Origin of the sequence: Thaumasiovibrio subtropicus, assembly GCF_019703835.1 — a bacterium.
GTDB lineage: Bacteria > Pseudomonadota > Gammaproteobacteria > Enterobacterales > Vibrionaceae > Thaumasiovibrio > Thaumasiovibrio subtropicus.
Genome location: NZ_AP023055.1, coordinates 151116 through 169139 on the forward strand (window position 1 = coordinate 151116; position 18024 = coordinate 169139).

At 48.4% G+C, this 18024-nt stretch carries 19 protein-coding genes; 8 read left to right on the plus strand and 11 right to left on the minus strand.

All coding sequences use genetic code 11. The features are described from left to right. Positions 1-44 precede the first annotated feature (44 nt). The 6 genes from TSUB_RS16985 to TSUB_RS17010 all read right to left on the minus strand — a co-directional run bounded on the left by TSUB_RS16985 (position 45) and on the right by TSUB_RS17010 (position 6100). Entirely contained in the window at positions 45-1004 is a 960-nt protein-coding gene (locus TSUB_RS16985; RefSeq protein WP_087018548.1) for a metal ABC transporter solute-binding protein, Zn/Mn family, read from the minus strand. Beyond that, complete coding sequence (locus tag TSUB_RS16990) at positions 994-2160, minus strand: hypothetical protein (protein ID WP_087018550.1); 1167 nt, start codon at positions 2158-2160, stop codon at positions 994-996. Before TSUB_RS16990 ends, TSUB_RS16985 begins: the two co-directional genes overlap by 11 nt. A 305-nt stretch (positions 2161-2465) precedes the next feature. Next, positions 2466-3854 (minus strand): sensor histidine kinase, encoded by a 1389-nt coding sequence (locus TSUB_RS16995; protein WP_087018552.1) that lies wholly within the window; start codon positions 3852-3854, stop codon positions 2466-2468. Positions 3855-3866: 12 nt separating this feature from the next. Then, on the minus strand, positions 3867-4595 hold the full coding sequence (locus TSUB_RS17000; RefSeq protein ID WP_087018554.1) for a response regulator transcription factor: 729 nt from the start codon (positions 4593-4595) through the stop codon (positions 3867-3869). Between the two features lie 133 nt (positions 4596-4728). After that, the gene (locus tag TSUB_RS17005) at positions 4729-5421 is read right to left on the minus strand and encodes a spondin domain-containing protein (RefSeq protein ID WP_087018556.1); all 693 of its coding nucleotides are present in this window, start codon (positions 5419-5421) and stop codon (positions 4729-4731) included. 10 nt (positions 5422-5431) lie between these two features. After that, positions 5432-6100, minus strand: a complete 669-nt coding sequence (locus tag TSUB_RS17010) for a spondin domain-containing protein (protein WP_087018558.1) — start codon at positions 6098-6100, stop codon at positions 5432-5434. Positions 6101-6479: 379 nt separating this feature from the next. On the opposite strand from TSUB_RS17010, the gene TSUB_RS17015 reads away from it, so the two are divergent. From TSUB_RS17015 to TSUB_RS17030, 4 genes are all read left to right on the plus strand, one after another. Continuing rightward, entirely contained in the window at positions 6480-6950 is a 471-nt protein-coding gene (locus TSUB_RS17015) for a hypothetical protein (RefSeq protein WP_087024609.1), read from the plus strand. A 56-nt stretch (positions 6951-7006) separates the two neighbouring features. Further along, complete coding sequence (locus tag TSUB_RS17020) at positions 7007-7933, plus strand: tripartite tricarboxylate transporter substrate binding protein (protein ID WP_087024607.1); 927 nt, start codon at positions 7007-7009, stop codon at positions 7931-7933. Between the two features lie 61 nt (positions 7934-7994). After that, a complete protein-coding gene (locus tag TSUB_RS17025; RefSeq protein ID WP_087024605.1) occupies positions 7995-8435 on the plus strand; it encodes a tripartite tricarboxylate transporter TctB family protein in 441 nt (146 codons plus the stop codon). Between the two features lie 9 nt (positions 8436-8444). Continuing rightward, complete coding sequence (locus TSUB_RS17030) at positions 8445-9932, plus strand: tripartite tricarboxylate transporter permease (RefSeq protein WP_087024603.1); 1488 nt, start codon at positions 8445-8447, stop codon at positions 9930-9932. Positions 9933-10016: 84 nt separating this feature from the next. On the opposite strand, the gene TSUB_RS17035 is transcribed toward TSUB_RS17030, so the two are convergent. Beyond that, positions 10017-10307, minus strand: a complete 291-nt coding sequence (locus TSUB_RS17035; protein WP_087024601.1) for an ArsR/SmtB family transcription factor — start codon at positions 10305-10307, stop codon at positions 10017-10019. Positions 10308-10532: 225 nt separating this feature from the next. Between TSUB_RS17035 and TSUB_RS17040 the strand changes: the two genes are divergently transcribed. Then, positions 10533-11588: a permease gene (locus tag TSUB_RS17040; protein WP_087024599.1), complete on the plus strand. Its 1056-nt coding sequence runs from the start codon at positions 10533-10535 to the stop codon at positions 11586-11588. A 159-nt stretch (positions 11589-11747) separates the two neighbouring features. Here TSUB_RS17040 and TSUB_RS17045 read toward each other — a convergent pair whose 3' ends face one another. Then, positions 11748-12803 (minus strand): porin, encoded by a 1056-nt coding sequence (locus TSUB_RS17045; RefSeq protein ID WP_159065001.1) that lies wholly within the window; start codon positions 12801-12803, stop codon positions 11748-11750. A 465-nt stretch (positions 12804-13268) separates the two neighbouring features. Here TSUB_RS17045 and TSUB_RS17050 point away from each other — a divergent pair, with 465 nt between their 5' ends. From TSUB_RS17050 to TSUB_RS17060, 3 genes are all read left to right on the plus strand, one after another. After that, positions 13269-13841 (plus strand): hypothetical protein, encoded by a 573-nt coding sequence (locus tag TSUB_RS17050; RefSeq protein WP_087024595.1) that lies wholly within the window; start codon positions 13269-13271, stop codon positions 13839-13841. A gap of 44 nt (positions 13842-13885) precedes the next feature. Continuing rightward, the gene (locus TSUB_RS17055) at positions 13886-14275 is read left to right on the plus strand and encodes a hypothetical protein (RefSeq protein ID WP_087024593.1); all 390 of its coding nucleotides are present in this window, start codon (positions 13886-13888) and stop codon (positions 14273-14275) included. 434 nt (positions 14276-14709) lie between these two features. After that, positions 14710-15132 (plus strand): GNAT family N-acetyltransferase, encoded by a 423-nt coding sequence (locus TSUB_RS17060; protein WP_246616505.1) that lies wholly within the window; start codon positions 14710-14712, stop codon positions 15130-15132. A gap of 57 nt (positions 15133-15189) precedes the next feature. Here the strand turns inward: TSUB_RS17060 and TSUB_RS17065 are convergent, their stop codons facing one another. From TSUB_RS17065 to TSUB_RS17075, 3 genes are read right to left on the minus strand one after another with little or no spacing between them, the layout of a single operon-like run. After that, the gene (locus TSUB_RS17065) at positions 15190-15960 is read right to left on the minus strand and encodes an SH3 domain-containing protein (RefSeq protein WP_087024589.1); all 771 of its coding nucleotides are present in this window, start codon (positions 15958-15960) and stop codon (positions 15190-15192) included. After that, positions 15957-17330 carry an ATP-binding protein gene (locus TSUB_RS17070; RefSeq protein WP_087024587.1) on the minus strand — a complete coding sequence of 458 codons (1374 nt, stop codon included), beginning with the start codon at positions 17328-17330 and terminating at the stop codon, positions 15957-15959. Before TSUB_RS17070 ends, TSUB_RS17065 begins: the two co-directional genes overlap by 4 nt. Continuing rightward, positions 17317-17979, minus strand: a complete 663-nt coding sequence (locus tag TSUB_RS17075) for a response regulator transcription factor (protein ID WP_087024585.1) — start codon at positions 17977-17979, stop codon at positions 17317-17319. Before TSUB_RS17075 ends, TSUB_RS17070 begins: the two co-directional genes overlap by 14 nt. Positions 17980-18024 lie beyond the last annotated feature (45 nt).

Below are 18024 nucleotides of genomic sequence, written 5' to 3' on the forward strand. Positions count from 1 at the left end.
ATTCTTGTTGTCATTTTTAAACAATGGGTTGCCCTGTCCTATGCCTACTGCACAGGAAGGTGAGTCTGTTTCCCTGTCTGTTTGAGGAGATCGCCAATGACGATATCGATCATCTCGGTGAGGCTTTGGTCACCTTCGACAGTCAGAGGGAGTTCCAACACGGGTTTATCTATTCGCTGCTGAAGCCAGCTTGCTGGGCGGCTGTCTTGGTGCGATGAATAAACAATGAGGTCGACCGCATCCGCACCCAGTTGAGCAAGCGAGTGTATATGGGCATTGGTCGGGGATAATCCCGGTTTCGGCTCCAAATCACCCACTTGCGCGATACCGAGCCAATCGAATAGATAGCGATAGGTGCCGTGATAGCCGACGACATTTAGCCCTTGAAGTGGTTCCGCGACCTCTTCCCATTGCGTGATCTGCCTGTGCCAGTGGCCTCGAAAACGAATGCCGTTTGCTTGGTATTGGCGGGCGTTATCCGGGTCTATGTCGACAAGTCGGGCTGTCAGTGCGGTAGAAATACGAGGCATGTCTTTGACTGCAAATTGAACATGCGGATTACCGTGAGCGTGAATATCTCCCATACTGCGATCCACGTGGTCGTGGGTATCGAGCATGGCGACATACTCAGAGGCATAAAACATGCCTGATTGCCCATCTTGTACCTTGGCATTGTTACTGCGCGCTTGTAGCATCGGTAACCAACCAATCTCTAATTCTGCCCCTGAACACACTGCCAGATCTGCACGGCGCATTTGAGAAATCAGCGATGGGCGAGCTTGCACATAATGCGGATCTTGGCGCGACGTTGTCGCCGCATAGATGTTTGCATGCGGTGCATGGGCGCGCACAAGTGCGCCCCATTCAGGTTCACAAACAAAGACATTCAACGCATGGCTCGGTAAGGCGTAACTGGCAGCAAAGATTGCCAGTAGCGCTAACGTTTTCGGCGCAAAGCGTGATTGTTGGTTGTGTGTCGCTGGCTTAAGCCATTTAGAAAGCATGGGCACCGTGAGCTCCAAAACTCATGACATACTGCAGCGTGAAAATGTTGTCCTCGCGGTCATGGCGTTGATTTTCTGCGCGCGTGTATTGGCCACGGATAGTGCCAAAGTGCGATGAGTTCCACGCCAGCATGAGATCGAACTCTCTTTCCGTTTCACGTTTGAAGTACGGGTAATGGCCATACATTTTTACATCAAAGTCTTCGGCTTCACTGTAGCGAGCGCCAACTGACCAACTTGGGCTTAAGCGATAAACGCCAGAAAGATAGAATGCATCTAGGGTGCCGGGGTAGTCATGCTCGAACTTGTAATCTCGGCTGGTCGCATCATTCAGTCGTAACCACTCTGCACTTACGGTGAGGTTTTGATACTTGTAGTTGCCGTTAGGCGCCCACTTCCAAACAAAGTCCATGCCGTAAAGGTGTTTACCTGTCACTGAAGCACTGTGGCTATGATCATGGTCATGTCCAAAGCGATGAGGATGATCGTGGTCATGGTCATGGTCATGATCACCAAAACTATCTACGCGACCATTGTCGTTGCGCAGATAGCTGAAGCCGAGCTGCCAGCTAGAAGCCGTGGAGATGTCGCCGCCAAAGGTTGCCGTTGCGCTGTAGATACCGACGGTAGAAGGATCGTCAATCGCCGACATCTGTTGGCCGCTCAATGCTTCAACACCCAAGCGAATATATAAATCAGTAGGAAGGACGACGCTTGCCGATACGCCGTCATCATAAAAGTGGCCGCCAAGATAGTTTCGGTAAGCAACGGGACGTTCTGCAAAAGCGTCTTCGTGCAGATGTTGATTGTTGAGGGAACCAAAGCTTGACAAGAATCGGCCACCTTTGATGTTGAGTCCATGTGGGAGAGACGTTGTCTCAATAAAAGCCTCTTCAATCAGTAGGTCAGCATGGTCACCATGACTTTCGAGTACGGTTGTCAGTGAGCCGCGGAACTTGTCATCAATATTGGCAGACATATTGATTTCCGTGTGCCCTAGGCCAAAGCCTTCTTCACGCTCAGACAGTTGACGCTCACCGCTCTGGTAATAACCGTCTAGTACAACGCCGATTTCAGGATTTGAAATTGGGCTTGAGAATGCCGCTGGGGCTGCCAAGGCGCTACAGACAAACAGACTGATCACAGACTTCTTCAAGGGATACTCCACTACTGTTATGGTATAACATCAATTAAATTGGCAGTGATGTTATACTATTACATTCATTTTACTTGGATTAATATGTAATAAATCTTTTCGTTTGTAGCATTGTTATTTGTGATGTTTATTAATTGTGGGTTTTTATACTGAAAATCTGTTTTTCGCAACAAGGATTATTACAGAGGAGAAGGGGCGGGTTAACAAGCGGCTTGGTGTTGGCGGTGATTTCGACACATTTTTCATTTCAGCAGTTGAGGCGCAGAAAGGTTATCTGCACTCCAACTGAATAAGGTTTGAGTGTACTAGGTGTCACTGCGCTCAATTAAAGGCAGTGTGAACCGCTGTGAGTACTCACTAGTGCTTTCCTGTCTTTCTACTTGGCTATTGTGCAGCAGTAAGATGGATTCAATGATTTTATTGCCAAGCCCTAAACTCCCTTTCGGCGCATGTTGATCAATCGGATTGGATTGCGTGACGAGTAATCGGCCATCTTGTTCTGGATGCGCTTCAACCACCACGGTTGCTTGCTTGCCTGCATGGCGAATCGCGTTTTCAAGTAAGTTCGAAAACAGTCGGTGAAGCAGCTGTTCATCACCATTGACATGATGGCTAGCATCGATATCTATCTGCAATGACAGCTGTTTTTTCTGAGCTGAGACAGCCAATGACTCTGCCACATCCAACACTAATAGCCGTAAGTTGAGGGGCTGGAATTCTGGCTCTGGACGCGGCAAGGTATTCTTAGCTAACGCCAATTGCTGTTGGAGTTGCTCCGATAGACGCTGCGCATTGCGAAAGGCTGTGTCGATGAGAGGATCTGAATTGTCGGGGTGCTGCAATCGCCATGTTTCTAAGTAACCCAGGACACTCGACAACGGGGTTTTAAGATCGTGGCTGAGCTGCATTAAGAGTTCTCGTCGCTCTGTCTCTTGTTGTTGTAGATGTAAAAATTGGTGCTGGATGTGCTGAGACATAAGATAAAGCTGCTTCGCGATAGGTTGTAGTTCAGGCACTTGACGCACGAAATCCGGCTTCAATCGAAAGTTGTCTTCCGATTGGCTGCGTAGATTTCGAGTCACGCTTTCTATCGGTTTAAGCAGTGTGTCTTTGATCAATAAGTAGGCTGCCAACGCGAGCCCAATCATGAGTAACAACGCCATCGCGAGGGTAAAATAAAAGGGCTGTTGGCTCTCTTGCTCGCTGAGTAACGCATGTTTTTCACTGCCAATGACCACGTAGAGATAGCCTACGGTTTCCCGGTTATCAAGTATGGGCGCGACAGAAAAAACGGTTTTTTCACTGGGGTTTCTGGGGTCATCGCCCATAATCGGAAACGGCTGGCTATCAAGAAAAGCCTGAATGGGGCGGATATCGATCTGATGCTGTTGGATCTTCTCTTTGGGGGCTGCATGGGTGGTGATATTGCCTTCACGATCAAGAAAGTAGATCTCAAAATCAGGGCCAAGCAACATTAATGTATGAAAGATAGACTTTAACGCGGTTGAACTGTAGTCCGCCCCTTCCATCAAAGGGTTGTCGTCGCGCATATGTAAAGCGAGTTCGCGGTGCAGTGTTTGGCGGGTTTTATCCGCGACCTTTTGCTGCTGTGTAAAGTACAAGTTGCCGAGTAAGATACTGGAAAAGAGCAGCCAGCCAATTGTCAGGGTCGCCAAGCGGAGTTTGAAATTCATTGGGTCACTCGTTTATAGGGCTGCGACTTCAAACTTGTAACCAACGCCCCATACCGTGTGTACATACTTGTACTCAGGCGAAGTCAGTTTGTTGCGAAGCCTATTGATGGTGCTACATACCGTGTGGTGATAACCACTGAAGTTGGTTTCCCACACTTGATTGAGGATCTCTTCTTTACTGAATACCCGCCCTGGTCGATTGGCTAGCAGCATGAGTAATGCAAATTCGTTCGCAGTTAACGTGACACTCTGTTGGTCGATTTCAACTTTATGCAGCTCGGGGTAGATGGTGAGCCCAGAAAATTGCAAGTCAGGACTGTTATCTGTTGGCGGGGGCGACGTGGAGGGTTCGGACTTGAGACGACGGAGTAGGGTTCTGACCCGAGCTTGAAACTCTAGGACGCTAAAGGGCTTTGTCATGTAATCGTCTGCACCGGATTCCAACCCGGCCACTTTATCCATTTCACCATCACGGGCCGTTAAGATAAGAATGGGTAGCGTCACACCTCGTTGACGCCATTGTTGGCAAAGGTCAGCGCCATCACCATCGGCAAGCCCACGGTCTAACACTACAAGATCAAAGGCGGTCTCAGCGAGCTGTTGATCAGCATCCTTAAGACACTGCGTTTTAGTGACCTTATGGCCTTGAAAAGTCAGTTGCATAGCAATGAGCTCACTGAGGTCTTTATCGTCTTCCACCAATAAAATATTGGCGGCTTGCACTGCGTTATTGAAGGTCATTGAGAGATCCCTACTGAAGACTGAGCACCGAATTCTGCGTTGTTGTTAGCCGTTAAGGAGACGGATTAAACCGCGACTAACAACAACTCAGCTACAGATGACCCAGATTCAGCCCGGAATCTTTCACATCACGTTACTTGGTTCGCGTAATGATGACTTTTGCCGCAGGATTGAGAAAACGATGACTGGCATTGAGCGCCGAGGTGGCTAGACCATCGTCGGCAGTGATAACACCGCTGTGAAGGGCGATCATGTCATCATCATTTCTTGCGGCATTGAAGCCTTCACCGCCACCCGCAGGGCCGGGGACAGTGGCAGCCGTTTCGCTATTGGCTTCCGTGCCTGCGTCCCACACGGGTAGCATCAAGGTCAGAGACTCATTTGCCCCTAGCGTATTCAGCTTCGCATGGTTGTAGCCGATAAAAGCGTCATTGGTGTTGACCAACATGCTGCTCAGTGAGACACGGGTATCCCCTTTCACTTTGAGCGTAAAGCTGACCGTTTCGCTGTTGCCGGGCGCGATGATGCCCGTACCGCCATAGCTTGCACTGACATGGGCATTACTGCCACTGAGTGCCAAGAGTTGGCTGTTGTCGCCCGCTTCTGCCATGTGTTCTATGGCTTGTGATGCCGCATTGCCAGCGGTAAACATTGTAAAGTCAGCATCGTGTACCAACACCGCCAGCGGCGATAATGGTTGATTTGCGGTGAGATTTTCTACTTTCACATCAAAGGTATAAATCGGCTTAGCCACGGTTTCATCGTCATCAGGACAGCCCGCGAGCAGCGCTGTGGCGGCGAGTATTGAGAGTGCTTTGAGTTTCATGCTCGTCTCCTTACTTCACGGTGACTGTTAGCATGGCAACAGGGTTTAACCAGCGGTGCGCACTGCTATCAAGATCACTTATCCCACCTGTGGCATTGGTGTCGCCAAGATTGCCCGGATGGATATGAATATCCGCGTTGGTGACCGTCGCTTCAACGCCAGTACCGCCATTACCAAAGGTAATAAAGGGTGGATTAGGCATGCTGGTTGCGAGTTCATCATTGGCTTCGGTACCTGCATCGTAGCCATTGAGGTAGACGGTGTAAGTCCCGGCTTCTGCAGGAATATGCCAGCTGTCTATACCAACAAAGCCATCATTGGTGGGCAGTAGCATGGAAGCAATGGTCAACCGATCCAAAGACCCAGTACTCATCGATGTGGTCGTGCTCGCGCCCGGGTTGAGAATCCCGTTCGCTGGATTTTCGACAACAACGGCGCCAAGGTTGCCGGCTTGTGTCGCCAGACCGCTGATGTCGCCACCTTCAGCCATCGCTTCAATTTCGGCGGATGCCGGTTCCCCAGTTTGGAAAAGGTGAGCGTTGCTATCATGCGCGGCCAAAATGAATGGGGTGAAGTGAATCCCTTTGGTTAAGTTGGTGATGGTGACGTCGATTTCTGCGGCCTGTGCGACAGAGGCAGAAAGAAGTGTGAGGGCTGCAATGGAGGTAACGTATTTCATCGTTCAAGTCCTTGTTGTGAATTGTCACCATCTAGGTTGGCAAACAGAGTTAGCAAGAACTTCTCACAATTCTCATAAATTTCTCACAACGCCAAAAAGCCCGTTTCCCATTCTGATAAGGGTAAGTATTTGCGTGGTGAATGAATGGTGTCGAAATGATAGTTTATTAGTAATTTTTAATACAAAATGATGTATTGATCACGATTTATGAATGTTGATAAATCGCGACAGGATCACGTAAAAATCCCCTTATTTATTGGCATTTTTGATCAAAATCTCAATGGTTGGTTTAGTGGTGTGACCTGTTTATCACTCTGAATAATTGCGGGGTGAACAATAATTTTGTCTTACAATATAGTAAGTGCAAAGGGAGGTGATCATGAAAGATCAGAAAGCCATTGCATTAGACGCGATTGAACTTGTTAAACCCGCCATTGAGCGATTGTTTGAAAGTACCAATCGTCAGGAACTACACATTGTGGTGATGAATCCACAACTCAAACCTTGGGAATCGACATTCGAAGACGCCATTTTGGTTGAGCAAAGTATCGGCTCGCCCGAAAAATGGACGATTGCCTTTGACCAACTAGCACGTAAAAAGGCGCACCAGGCGTGGCGTCACCAACAAGCTAACCTCATGCAGCAATCTGTGCATCCTGCTTCACTACGCGAAGGTGATGTACTGTTTTATGGCTCCTTTGTGTATGGCGACATCGTCGTTGCCTGCAGTGGCGTACAGCAATGGTTCGACATGCTGATCAGCAGTTGGATTGCGACTGCCATTGAGCAGCTTACCGTTCATGAATATCAAACCAATAAACTCGAAAACCCGACCCAGCAGTACCGCTAACCACTGGCGATATTAGGTATTTGTTGAAGATAACAATTGAAGATAAAGGACTGACTATGAGCAACTTACTGAAGAAAATCTTAGTGACAGCAGGCATTTTACTGTCGACAACGGCGATAGCGGCAGATTATCCGACAAAAAATATTCGCTTGGTGGTGCCCTTTGGCGCAGGCGGTGGTACCGATGCTGTTGGCCGTACACTGGCCAATTCTGCAAAAGATGAGTTGGGTAAGAATATCTCCATCATGAACCGCACGGGCGGTGCGGGTGCGGTAGGCATGAGCTTTGGCGCCCAGCAGCGTCCAGATGGCTATACCTTAACGGTAGTAACACGTGAGATTGCGTCGTTACCGCAGATGGGGTTGATGCAGCACAATGTCGATGATTTTCGCCTTATCCGGATGGTGAATTTAGATCCTGCTGTGGTGTTGGTATCTGCAGATAGCCCATTCAACACCATTAATGATTTGATTGAAGAGGCGAAGAAACAAGAAGGTGGACTACGTTTTGCTTCAACAGCGGCGCCAAACTTCTACCTGATGGCATTAGAGCAAGATCAGAACATTAAGATGAATGCCATTCCTTACAATGGTGCGTCTGAGGCAATCCCAGCGGTACTGGGCAAGCATACCGATGTCACCATGGTGACACCGGGTGAAGCGATTGCACAGCTTCGCTCAGGCCAGCTAAAAGCATTAGGCGTGATGTCTGAAGAGCGTATTAGCTTTATTCCTGATGTGCCGACCCTAAAAGAGCAAGGTGTTGATGTGGTGACCGGCACATGGCGTGGTATTGGTGCGCCAAAAGATACGCCTGACCACGTTATCGAAACACTCGGTGAAGCGTTTGATAAGGCAATGGCTTCACCTGAGTTCATTAGCTTTATGGAGCAAGGTGCGATGACGATTCACAACCTTAATGCGGAAGAATTTACCGCATTTGTTGAAGAAGATACGCAAGCGCTAGGTCAATTGATTCAATAAATTCTGAACGAGGCGAAGGTGGTTGAAGACCTTCGCCTTTTAGTTTCAGAGAGGTAACACTATGGATAGACGAAATCTCATCTTCTCTTCCTGTATGGCGGGACTCGGTATTCTCGCCCTCGTTTTAATTAGGCAGTTTGATGCGCCGATGTTTCAAGATGCCAGCGTCGACGCGAGCTTCTTTCCAACGGTCATTGCCATCGCCATCATAGGTTTGTCTGTAGCGATTGTGATTCAAGACAAACTGAAAGCAGCAAATCACTCTCAACCCATCTTCTCCAAACGCGCCCTGATGGGGATGGGTTTCCTGTTTGGCTACGCCATTGCCATTCATTTCGCTGGTTATTTATTAGCAACCCTAACGGCATTCACGATCTATTTACTGGCCTGCAAAATCAGAAAGCCAACTTACTATCTGACGGCATGGACATTTGTAGCGGCAATTTACTATCTGTTTGGGGAAGTGTTTGTGATTGCTTTGCCTCAAGGTATCTGGTTTTAGGAGGCGCTTATGTTTGAACATCTCATCCAAGGGTTGGCGACAACCTTCAGTTTATCCGTTTTGCCTGTATTGGTTTTCGGTGTCCTCGGTGGCATTATTTTAGGTGCGCTGCCAGGTTTAACCGCGACCATGGGGGTGGCGATTCTGTTGCCATTTACCTTTGGTATGGAGCCTACTGCCGCACTTGTGATGCTAATCGGCGTCTACATTGGCGGCATTTATGGTGGCTCAATAGCCGCGATTTTATTGAAAACACCCGGCACACCGGCTTCTGCGGCGACAGTGTTGGATGGCCATACATTGGCAGCCAAAGGGCAGGCAGCCCGTGCACTCAGTATTTCTGCGGTTGCGTCGTTCACTGGTGGCTTAATCAGTACAGTGATTTTAATTGCGGTCGCGCCGTTGCTAGCGGATTTCGCCTTACGCTTTAATGCGCCTGAGTATTTTGCCTTGGCCGTGTTCGGCCTGACGATCATCGCGAGTGTTTCTGGAAAAAATATCTTCAAGGGCTTGCTAGCCGGCGCGATCGGTTTGCTGATTTCTACTGTCGGTTTAGACCCGATCAGCAGCGTACCGCGATTCACCTTTGGAGTGATGGACTTGTATAGCGGTATCAATGTGATTCCAGTACTGATTGGTCTATTTGCACTTTCTGAAGCACTGAGCCAAATGGAAAAAGTGCTCTCAGAGAAGAAAGCGGCCCGTCCGACATTTGACCGCAGCTTGATGAGTAAAGATGATCTAAAAGAGATGATGCCAACGGCAGTGAAAAGCGGCCTAATGGGGACGGCGATCGGCTCTGTTCCCGGTGCTGGCGCGGATATCTCAGCCTTTGTTTGCTACAACGAAGCCAAGCGCTCTGCGAAAAACCCTGAGGAATTTGGTCAAGGTTCAGTGCGTGGATTGGCATCGGCAGAAGCGGGCAATAATGGTGTCACAGGGGGATCGTTAGTCCCCTTATTGACATTGGGCGTTCCCGGCGATGCGGTTGCTGCGGTATTACTGGGGGCGTTGATTGTACAAGGGTTAACGCCGGGGCCACTGCTGTTCGCGCAAAATCCCGATGTGGTTTACGGGGTATTTAGCTCCATGCTAGTGGCAAACTTTGTCATGCTAGTCATAGGCTTGGTGGGGATTCGTTTTTTCTGCCGTATCATCGAAGTACCGAAAGTGATGATGATCCCCGTGATTGTCTTTCTATCTATCATTGGTGCTTACGCGATAAACAACTCGATGTTTGATGTAGGTATCGCGATTGGCTTTGGTGTGTTCGGGTTTATCTTGAGTAAGTTAGATATCCCTTCTTCTCCGATATTATTGGCGATCATCCTAGGCCCGATGGCAGAAACCAACCTGAGAAAAGCCTTACTCATGTACAACAACAGTTGGTCTTTCTTGTACGAGCGACCCATTGCACTAGGCTTTATCTTGCTCGCCGTGTTCTCTGTTTACTCGACATTGAAAATGAAAAAGAAGCAGCAGGCCATTGAAACTTAGCTGTAATGATGAAGGTCTAGTCAATACAATAACGTCGAAAGTTGAAGAGAGTGCCGAGCTGAGAAGCTCGGCCTTTTTGTTGACTCATTGCTCGTCAGCGCAGCATTCATCTTGAAGAAACTGAATCACGGTTTCTAGTTGGGCATATTCGGCGACACAATAAAGGGTTCGACCTTCGCGACGTTGCGAAAGCAGGCCAGCGGATGCCAAGCTAGAGATATGGTGAGATAGGGTCGACCCGGGTATTGCCAGTTGCGCTTGAATATTGCCCACGGCTATTCCTTGAAAGCCCGCTTTTACCACGCTTTTGAAGATGGCGAGACGTGTTGGGTGTCCTAGCTCTTTCAATGCTTTAGCAACTTGCTCGATATTCATTCTGTTCACTCAGTTCTGCTTTTCTCGAAATATAAGCCTTGCGTCGATAAAAGAAAACCCCTTCGCGACGGCATCTAATCAATTCAATCGCTTATCTATTATTTCCATATATATGGAAATATTCTCTTGATCTGTTCGTATTTGATTCTATAATTCGAGAAATATCGAATTATAGAGATGCCAATCCCTAACGTGGGATGGCAGTGTGAATAGACGAGGTATCAAATGAAAATGAGTTGGACAGAGATGGCACATGAGGCACTAGGCATGTTTGCGTTTCTCGCTGTTGAGCTTATTGCGCTATTTTTGGTGATTAGCTATTTGGTTGGGCTACTTCAGCACTACCTGACACCGCAGAAAATGCAGGCCATTCTCAGCGCTCGACAGGGTCGAGGTTACGTCATTGCCGCGTTGTTGGGCTCAGTGACGCCATTTTGCTCCTGCTCAACCATTCCCTTCTTGAAAGGTTTATTGCGAGCAAGAGCCGGGTTTGGTCCCATGATGGTCTTTTTGTTTGCGAGCCCACTGCTCAATCCAGTGATTATTGGGCTGTTTGTGGTGACGTTTGGTTGGCAAGTGGCGCTGTTCTATTTTGGCATTGCGATGAGTGTTGCTGTCACTGCGGGCTTCACATTGGAAAAGCTCGGTTTTGAACGTTACGTCAAAGCGGAAGCGTATCAAAACAACAGCGTAGCGGGAGGTTGCACGATGTCGTCATCATGCAGCGAGGACAAGAACGCTAATCTTGGTCACTCCGCGAGTGAAGTGATGGCACGCTGTGGCAGTCAGTCTGCTACAGAGAGCGTATCTGTAGCACAGAGCGAACTGTTGCCTGATGTCTCGGGGTGTTGCGCCGTTGCCCCAGCGACACCGTCATTTTGGTTAACCATCTGGCAGTCAACGTGGAAAGATTTCAAGCAGGTGCTGCCGTACTTAATGCTGGGTGTGTTCATAGGCTCGATGATCTATGGATTCATTCCTGCCGATTTCATTGCCGCGCATGCGGATGCGAGCAAGTGGTATGCAGTGCCATTGGCGGCCGTGATTGGTATCCCGCTCTATTTGCGCGCAGAAGCGGTGATTCCGCTCAGTGCGGCCTTGGTGCAAAAAGGCATGGCGTTGGGGTCGGTGATGGCATTGATCATTGGCAGTGCAGGAGCAAGTTTAACCGAAGTGATCTTGTTGAAATCACTCTTTAAAACGCCGATGATCATTGCGTTTTTGGTGGTGATTTTGGGTATGGCTGTTGGGGCAGGCTATCTTTACCCTGTGCTGTTTTAAACAGGCAATAATGAGAAAAAAGGCAGCCTATAAAACATGATTAGGCTGCCTGACACCCTGGTAGTGGCGACCTGTGAAGGTGTCGAAATGGGTATACTCAAACCGCTTCTGAATAGCGCATCTTGAAGTGGCTCGAGTATATGTCGTAAATAATGACACTTAGAATCGGTAGCTTGCGCCAACCGCAAATTCGTGGGCGTCCTTTTTTAAGTCGTCGAACTGGGACTGTTTGTATTCGGCATAGACAGTCAGATCATCTATCACTTGGTAATCACTGCCCGCAGTCCAAGAAAATTCACTGCCTTGCTCGATATCGTCACTGCCATTCAACCAATCCGCACCTGTATAAGCGCGCCAATCATCAGTTAGTGCATAGCGTCCCGCAATGCCGACACCCAATGCGCTGCCTTGGCGAGTGGTGTTTTCTAACCCAACGTGGCCAATGTGTGTCCCGATGCGCCAACGTTTGTCTTTGGGCTCTTCATAAATGAGCGTGGTGCCTGTGGACGTTGCGATACCACCTAACGCATATTCTGTGGTTTGATAAACAGCCCGCAGCTGCATTCCTGTTATGGGTTTCAGTCGTGCCGCGATCCCATAGCCATAATCGACTTCTGTCTCTTTAAGCGATACGTCATGACCGCCGACGCGAATTCGGGGTCTACGTTCCAGATCGCGACTGAGGAAGTATTGCCCTTCCAAGCGTACGTCGCCGAGCTGGGTGCGCATATACAATGTGTTTTCAGGACGTTTATTGCTGAGCTCTTCGCGGTCATTGAACGCATTCCCGCCCAGTTTGTGGCTGAATTCGTAGCCCTCGAGTTGTTTGTAGAGGCTATTTTGTTGGCCATAATAAATGCGGCCATACTCGTTACTGATCCCTACCCATGCTTGGCGGGTGAAAAAGCGATCGCTACTCTCATCAGCATGCAGCTTTGAGCCGTGTTCATACTGCGCACGAAGCCGCCATTGACTGATGTTCGCGAAGTCGCCTAGTTTATAGCGAGCACGAATGCCGATACGGCTGCTGTTGTCTTGCCATTGCCATGCATCGGTATTCGCAGCGGGCTCACTGTGATAGCGAACGATGGTTTTCGCTTGGCCATACAGGTCGATGTCGGTGGTATCGGTGTCGATAAGCGCAATGTTTGCTAGCGCTGGCATGCCGAGCATACTTAGGCTAAGTAGTGATGTTTTAAAAAAGGGGGTGTTCATGGTCGCCTCCATTCCCTTGCGCTGCAATGGCGCAGCTTGTTCGTTGATGGCGATAACGTTACCTTACTGGCAATGACGCAAACCTGAGCGTAGCGGTAAGCTTGTGGTAAGGTTGGCGTTACTTCAGTGAACGAGCAGGTTTATACTCAAGCCACCTCAAGATGCAGGATTCAGAAGCAGACTAGCGCATTGAGTTCAAGGCAAAGGTGTGAAGGAATGGCTTTCCCCTTTCGAGCGCCTTTAACGCAGAAATCGGGGCGCTAGTCGCTTCCCGAAGGGCGAGTTTTCTAGGCTCGCCCCCTTTGTTACTGCTTTTTGATTTAGTCTACTAGACCTTCAAAGCAGTGCCTCGATGGCAAACCTAGAAACTCTCGCTGAACAAGCATCTTGAGGTGGCTTGAGTATAGAGTAGTTGAGTTATACATTTCATTATCTCTATGCTCAAAGGCGAAAGGAATACTTACATTGGAAAAAGAAAGAATAGCGATAGGTATTTCTAACGGAATGAATATATCCACAACCCCTGTAGGTTTAATCATTGAACGGAAGTGGTTTTCGAGTAATACACTTTTTCTTACGGTGTTTACCATTGCTTGGTATGGCTTTTTGCTTAACTGGTATACTAATATCCCTAACATCTGGCCAATCAACGCTGAAAATATGATGGCCGCCTTATTTCCGTTGATACATGTTTCAGTGGGGATAAGTTTGACCTACTACGTCATTGCAAGTTATTTCAATAAAACCACGGTGACGGTGAGCCCTAGCGTGGTTGAATCTCGCATTACACCTATTCCATTTGGATTTAAGAAATCGATTACTTCTAAGTCAATCGAGCAGGTTTATTGTAAGGAAGTCACCACAGAGGGAAGGAATCGCAAGCATGTCTCTTATGAGGTGCGTGTTGTATTGAAAGACCAACGTCATATTGGATTGGTTTCCGGTTTTGAGAGCAGTGAGCAAGCCCTTTTCTTACAGCAAGAAATTGAAGCGTATCTGGGTATTAAAGATGTTAGTGTCAAAGGGGAGTTGGCTTAAACCGAGTTCCAGCTCAATAACCCATTAATGAAAGGTAATATTCGGTGTTCTGGAAGCTGTTTTTATTTGTTTATACGTTTTACTTTCTAGGTGCAATTCCACTTAAGATATACCACTACTGGTCTGGTAAAGAGGTGAGCACTTTGGGGGTTAAATTAGAGGAAATCGTTAGCAATGCGCTTTATTTCGTTGGACTGTTAGCTGTGTATGGGCAAGTTAAAGCAGAGTTCTACTTCAACCAAACAGTATGGATGACTTGGTTAGTTCTCTTCTTCGCTTATGCCATGTTTAGTCCTTTTATTTCACCCAAAATGAAGCATGTAAAGCATACAGTAGGTAAGCGTGCGCTGTGGTTAGGATGTATCCTTGCTCATGTTGTTTCAGTGCCTTTGTATTATGCTGTTTTTTTACAGTTGCGGTTTTTGGGGGCGTGAATATTTTGACTGTAGTCACTGCACGGCCTTCGTTTAATACTGAGTAACCATAGCCAAATGATAATTAACTATAGCAAAATGATAACTACCCATAGACTCGAAATGACCCGTATTCAGGCGCAAGATTGGGCGTTGTTTGAAGCCTTAAACCGCCATCCTGATGTTATACTCAAGCCACCTCAAGATGCGAGGTTCAGAAGCAGACTAGCGCGTCGAGTTCAAGGCAAAGGTGTGAAGGAATGGCTTTCCCCTTTCAAACACATTTAACGCAGAAATCGGGGCGCTAGTCGCTTCCCGAAGGGCGAGTTTTCTAGGCTCGCCACCTTTGTTACTGCTTTTTGATTTAGCCCACTAGATCTTCAAAGCAGTGCCTCGATGGCAAACCTAGAAACTCTCGCTGAACACGTATCTTGAGGTGGCTTGAGTATATTCGATTGTGTTTTGATGAGCCATCGCCGGAACAAATTAAAGCGAGCTTTGAATCACGGCTTCCCGCCTGGGATAAGCGCTCTACGCACTGGTTATGCTTGACCCTACGAGAGCGTAATAGTGGTGAGAAAATCGGGGTAACAGGCTTTCGCCTTGTTGACGGAATTGCCGAAGTGGGGTATCTGCTTTTGCCTCAATACCATGGTTTGGGCTTTGGTACGGAGTCGTTAAAAGCGCTTATTCAGTGGGCGTATGCAGAGCAAGACATAAAGTCGTTTAAGGCGATCGTGACGCAAGGCAATGTTGGCTCTGAAAAAGTATTGACCAAGAGTGGTTTTATTCTCAATGAGGTTGTACCGAATGCCTATGAAATTGGTGGTGAACGGTACGCTGATCATATCTATACACTGGCACTATCGGTCAATTAAACGGTGTCGAGACACGCGGTCACTTACTACCGCGTGTCTTGATCTATAAAGGGATATTTACCCCTTTGCCTCAAGCGGTAACCAGCTATCGATATACCAGACACCGGTTTGTTTTTGACAGGCGAGGAACTTACCTTCTTCGACACTGGTGTCATTGGAAAATTTGTAAGCAAGCGGACGGCAAGTCAGAATACCGACATAACCCAGCTCCGGCAGGGCGAGCGGATTACCAACTGGTGAGACGATAGGGTTTGGCTGGGTACTGAGTAAATCACGCTTTGTCACGTTGGCGGTGACATAGTTTTGATGGACATAGCCTTGTACCGTGCCGCCTTGCTCGACCAGTACCCAAGGTTGGCTGATCACCTGTGCCATTACATTAAACACCTCACCTTTTTTAAGTTGGCGTAAACGTGTGTGCTTTGTGCTGGGGCCTGAACGTAAATTAACGCGAGTGTTAGCTCGATAGGGCATGTCCATGAATACAAAATTCTGGTTTGGTTCAACTTGCTCAACGGTGGGGCGTTTTACCTCGACGGCTTGCCAATCCGTTCCCCCCACAGTGAGCTCCCAGCGCGCGTTGGTTTGACGATCGCGTCCTTTTCGCGTGGTGGTATTCGCTGATTCAAGCAGTCTCACGGAAGCGCTCAACATGGATTCTCTACCGGATTGGGTAAAGTATTGATCAAGGTGATCGCTTAATGTCGATACACCCGTTGCGTGCTCCGCTTTGCGGGTTTGAGAAACTTTCGCAACGTCGGTCGTTTGTGAGGTGAGTTGACAACCTACCATCGGTAACGTGATGAGCAAGGCACACAGTTTTTTCATAGTGGTGATGATTCCCCTTGTCGACCGCCCGGCAAAGCCAGACGAATTCTTGTTCCGCCTAATGGCGAGTGTTCTATGCTGATATCGCCACCATAAAGGGTAACAATATCGGTGACGATCGCCATGCCAAGGCCACTGCCTTCGGTGGTTTCGTCGAGTCGCTTTCCTGCTTTAAAGATGGTGTCGCGCGCGCTTTCTGGGATCCCCGGCCCATCATCATCGATGTGGAGAACAACTTGATGGTCTCCTTCCTCCACGTTGACGTAGATGTGGCTATCCGCCCATTTACACGCGTTGTCTATCAGGTTCCCCAGTACTTCTTCCAAGTCATGCTGGTCGCCACCGAAATAAAAGTCGGGTGGGCAGCGAAAACCAAGTGATAATCCGCGCTGTTTATATAGCAATTCCATCGAAAAAAGAATATCACTGAGACTTTCTGATACATTTGTTTGCGAAGCAAGTTGGTTTATTGCTCCCGAGAGGCGGGCCCGTGATAAATGTGTCTGCGCATTCTGGTTAAGTTTGTCTAGTTGTTCAGTCATCACTTTTGCTGAGTCTGCATCAAGGTGATTGAGCTCATTTTGGATCACTGAGATGGGGTTTTTTAATGCATGGGCTAGATTCGCCGCTTGTAATCGAGAACGCTCTAAAATGGCGCTATTGTGCTCAAGCAATGTATTGAGTTCGTCTCCGACGGATTGAAGCTCTCGAGGTAAGGTTTGTTCGAAACGGCTTTGTTGACCGCGGCGGATCCGACCTATTTCATCACCCATGGCATGAATGGGCTTGAGGACTTGGCGCACCTGAAACCACAGTGAGGCGAGCATAAATATCCCCAACACACAGAGCATGCCGGCGACTAGTTTGGCGAACCCGGCAACATCGTTATCGATATCCGCGCTTGGCCCCGCGACAAGAAATTGCCAAGGTTGGTCGCTGCCCGCAAAACGAATGCTTTGTAGACCGACCCGCAGCTCTTGGAGTGGGCCATTGATCTCTTGCCAGTGATACTGACCGATAAAATCAGGACGCAGCAGGGGGAGAGGTTCATCACTGTAGAGCGATAGCGATTGCTCTATCACCTCGCCATTGGGCGAGATGATTTGCCAGTACCAGCCGGAAAGCGGTTGATTAAAATGAGGTGCAGAGGGACGCCATGCCAAGGTGACATTGCCATTGGGGGTGATCTCTGCGGCGGCAACCAGATCATAAAGTTGATTGCGAATGGATTGATCAAAACGCTTTTCGATGAAGTGTTCGAATATCAACAGTAATCCCGCGCCGGTGGCGAGAATCGCACTGAGATACCAAATCAACCCGGACTTTAAAACAATGCGGGTGAGCGACTCGGAGTGATTAGCCTTTTTCATTCAGCTGATATCCCATGCCGCGCCGAGTTTGAATGTGTTGCGTCCCTATTTTTTTACGGACGCGATTTACTAATACTTCAATGACGTTTGAGTTGTGTTCGAAGTCCATCTGGTAGAGATGCTCTGTCAGCGTGGCCTTGGAAACGACTTCGCCCGCATGGTTCATCATATAAGCGAGCAAGCGATATTCGAGTGAGCTCAAATCAAGGTGAGCCCCTTTGAGTGTGGCGCGCTGAGTCGCGGTATCAATTTCTAACTCGCCACAACGTAAGATAGAACTGGCATGGCCGCATGCGCGGCGCACCAAGGCTTCAACCCGGGCCAATAACTCTTCCATTTCGAAGGGTTTCACTAAGTAGTCATCAGCACCAGCACGTAAGCCTGTGACTTTTTCACGCCATGTGTCACGGGCAGTTAAAATAATCACGGGCATTTTATTGCCACCACGTCGCCAGTCAGTCAGCACGCTTAAACCATCTCGCCCCGGTAGTCCGAGATCGAGTATCGCGATGTCGTACTCTTCTGTATCGCCTTGAAACCAAGCGTCGTTGCCGTCGTGAACGGTATCCACTGCGAAGCCGTGTCCGATTAATGCCTGCGTAATCTGCTCTGCGGCTTGGATGTTGTCTTCTACTACCAGCGCTCTCATTACTCTTCTGCCTTGTTTCTATCTAATCCTTGAGGGAAACCGATA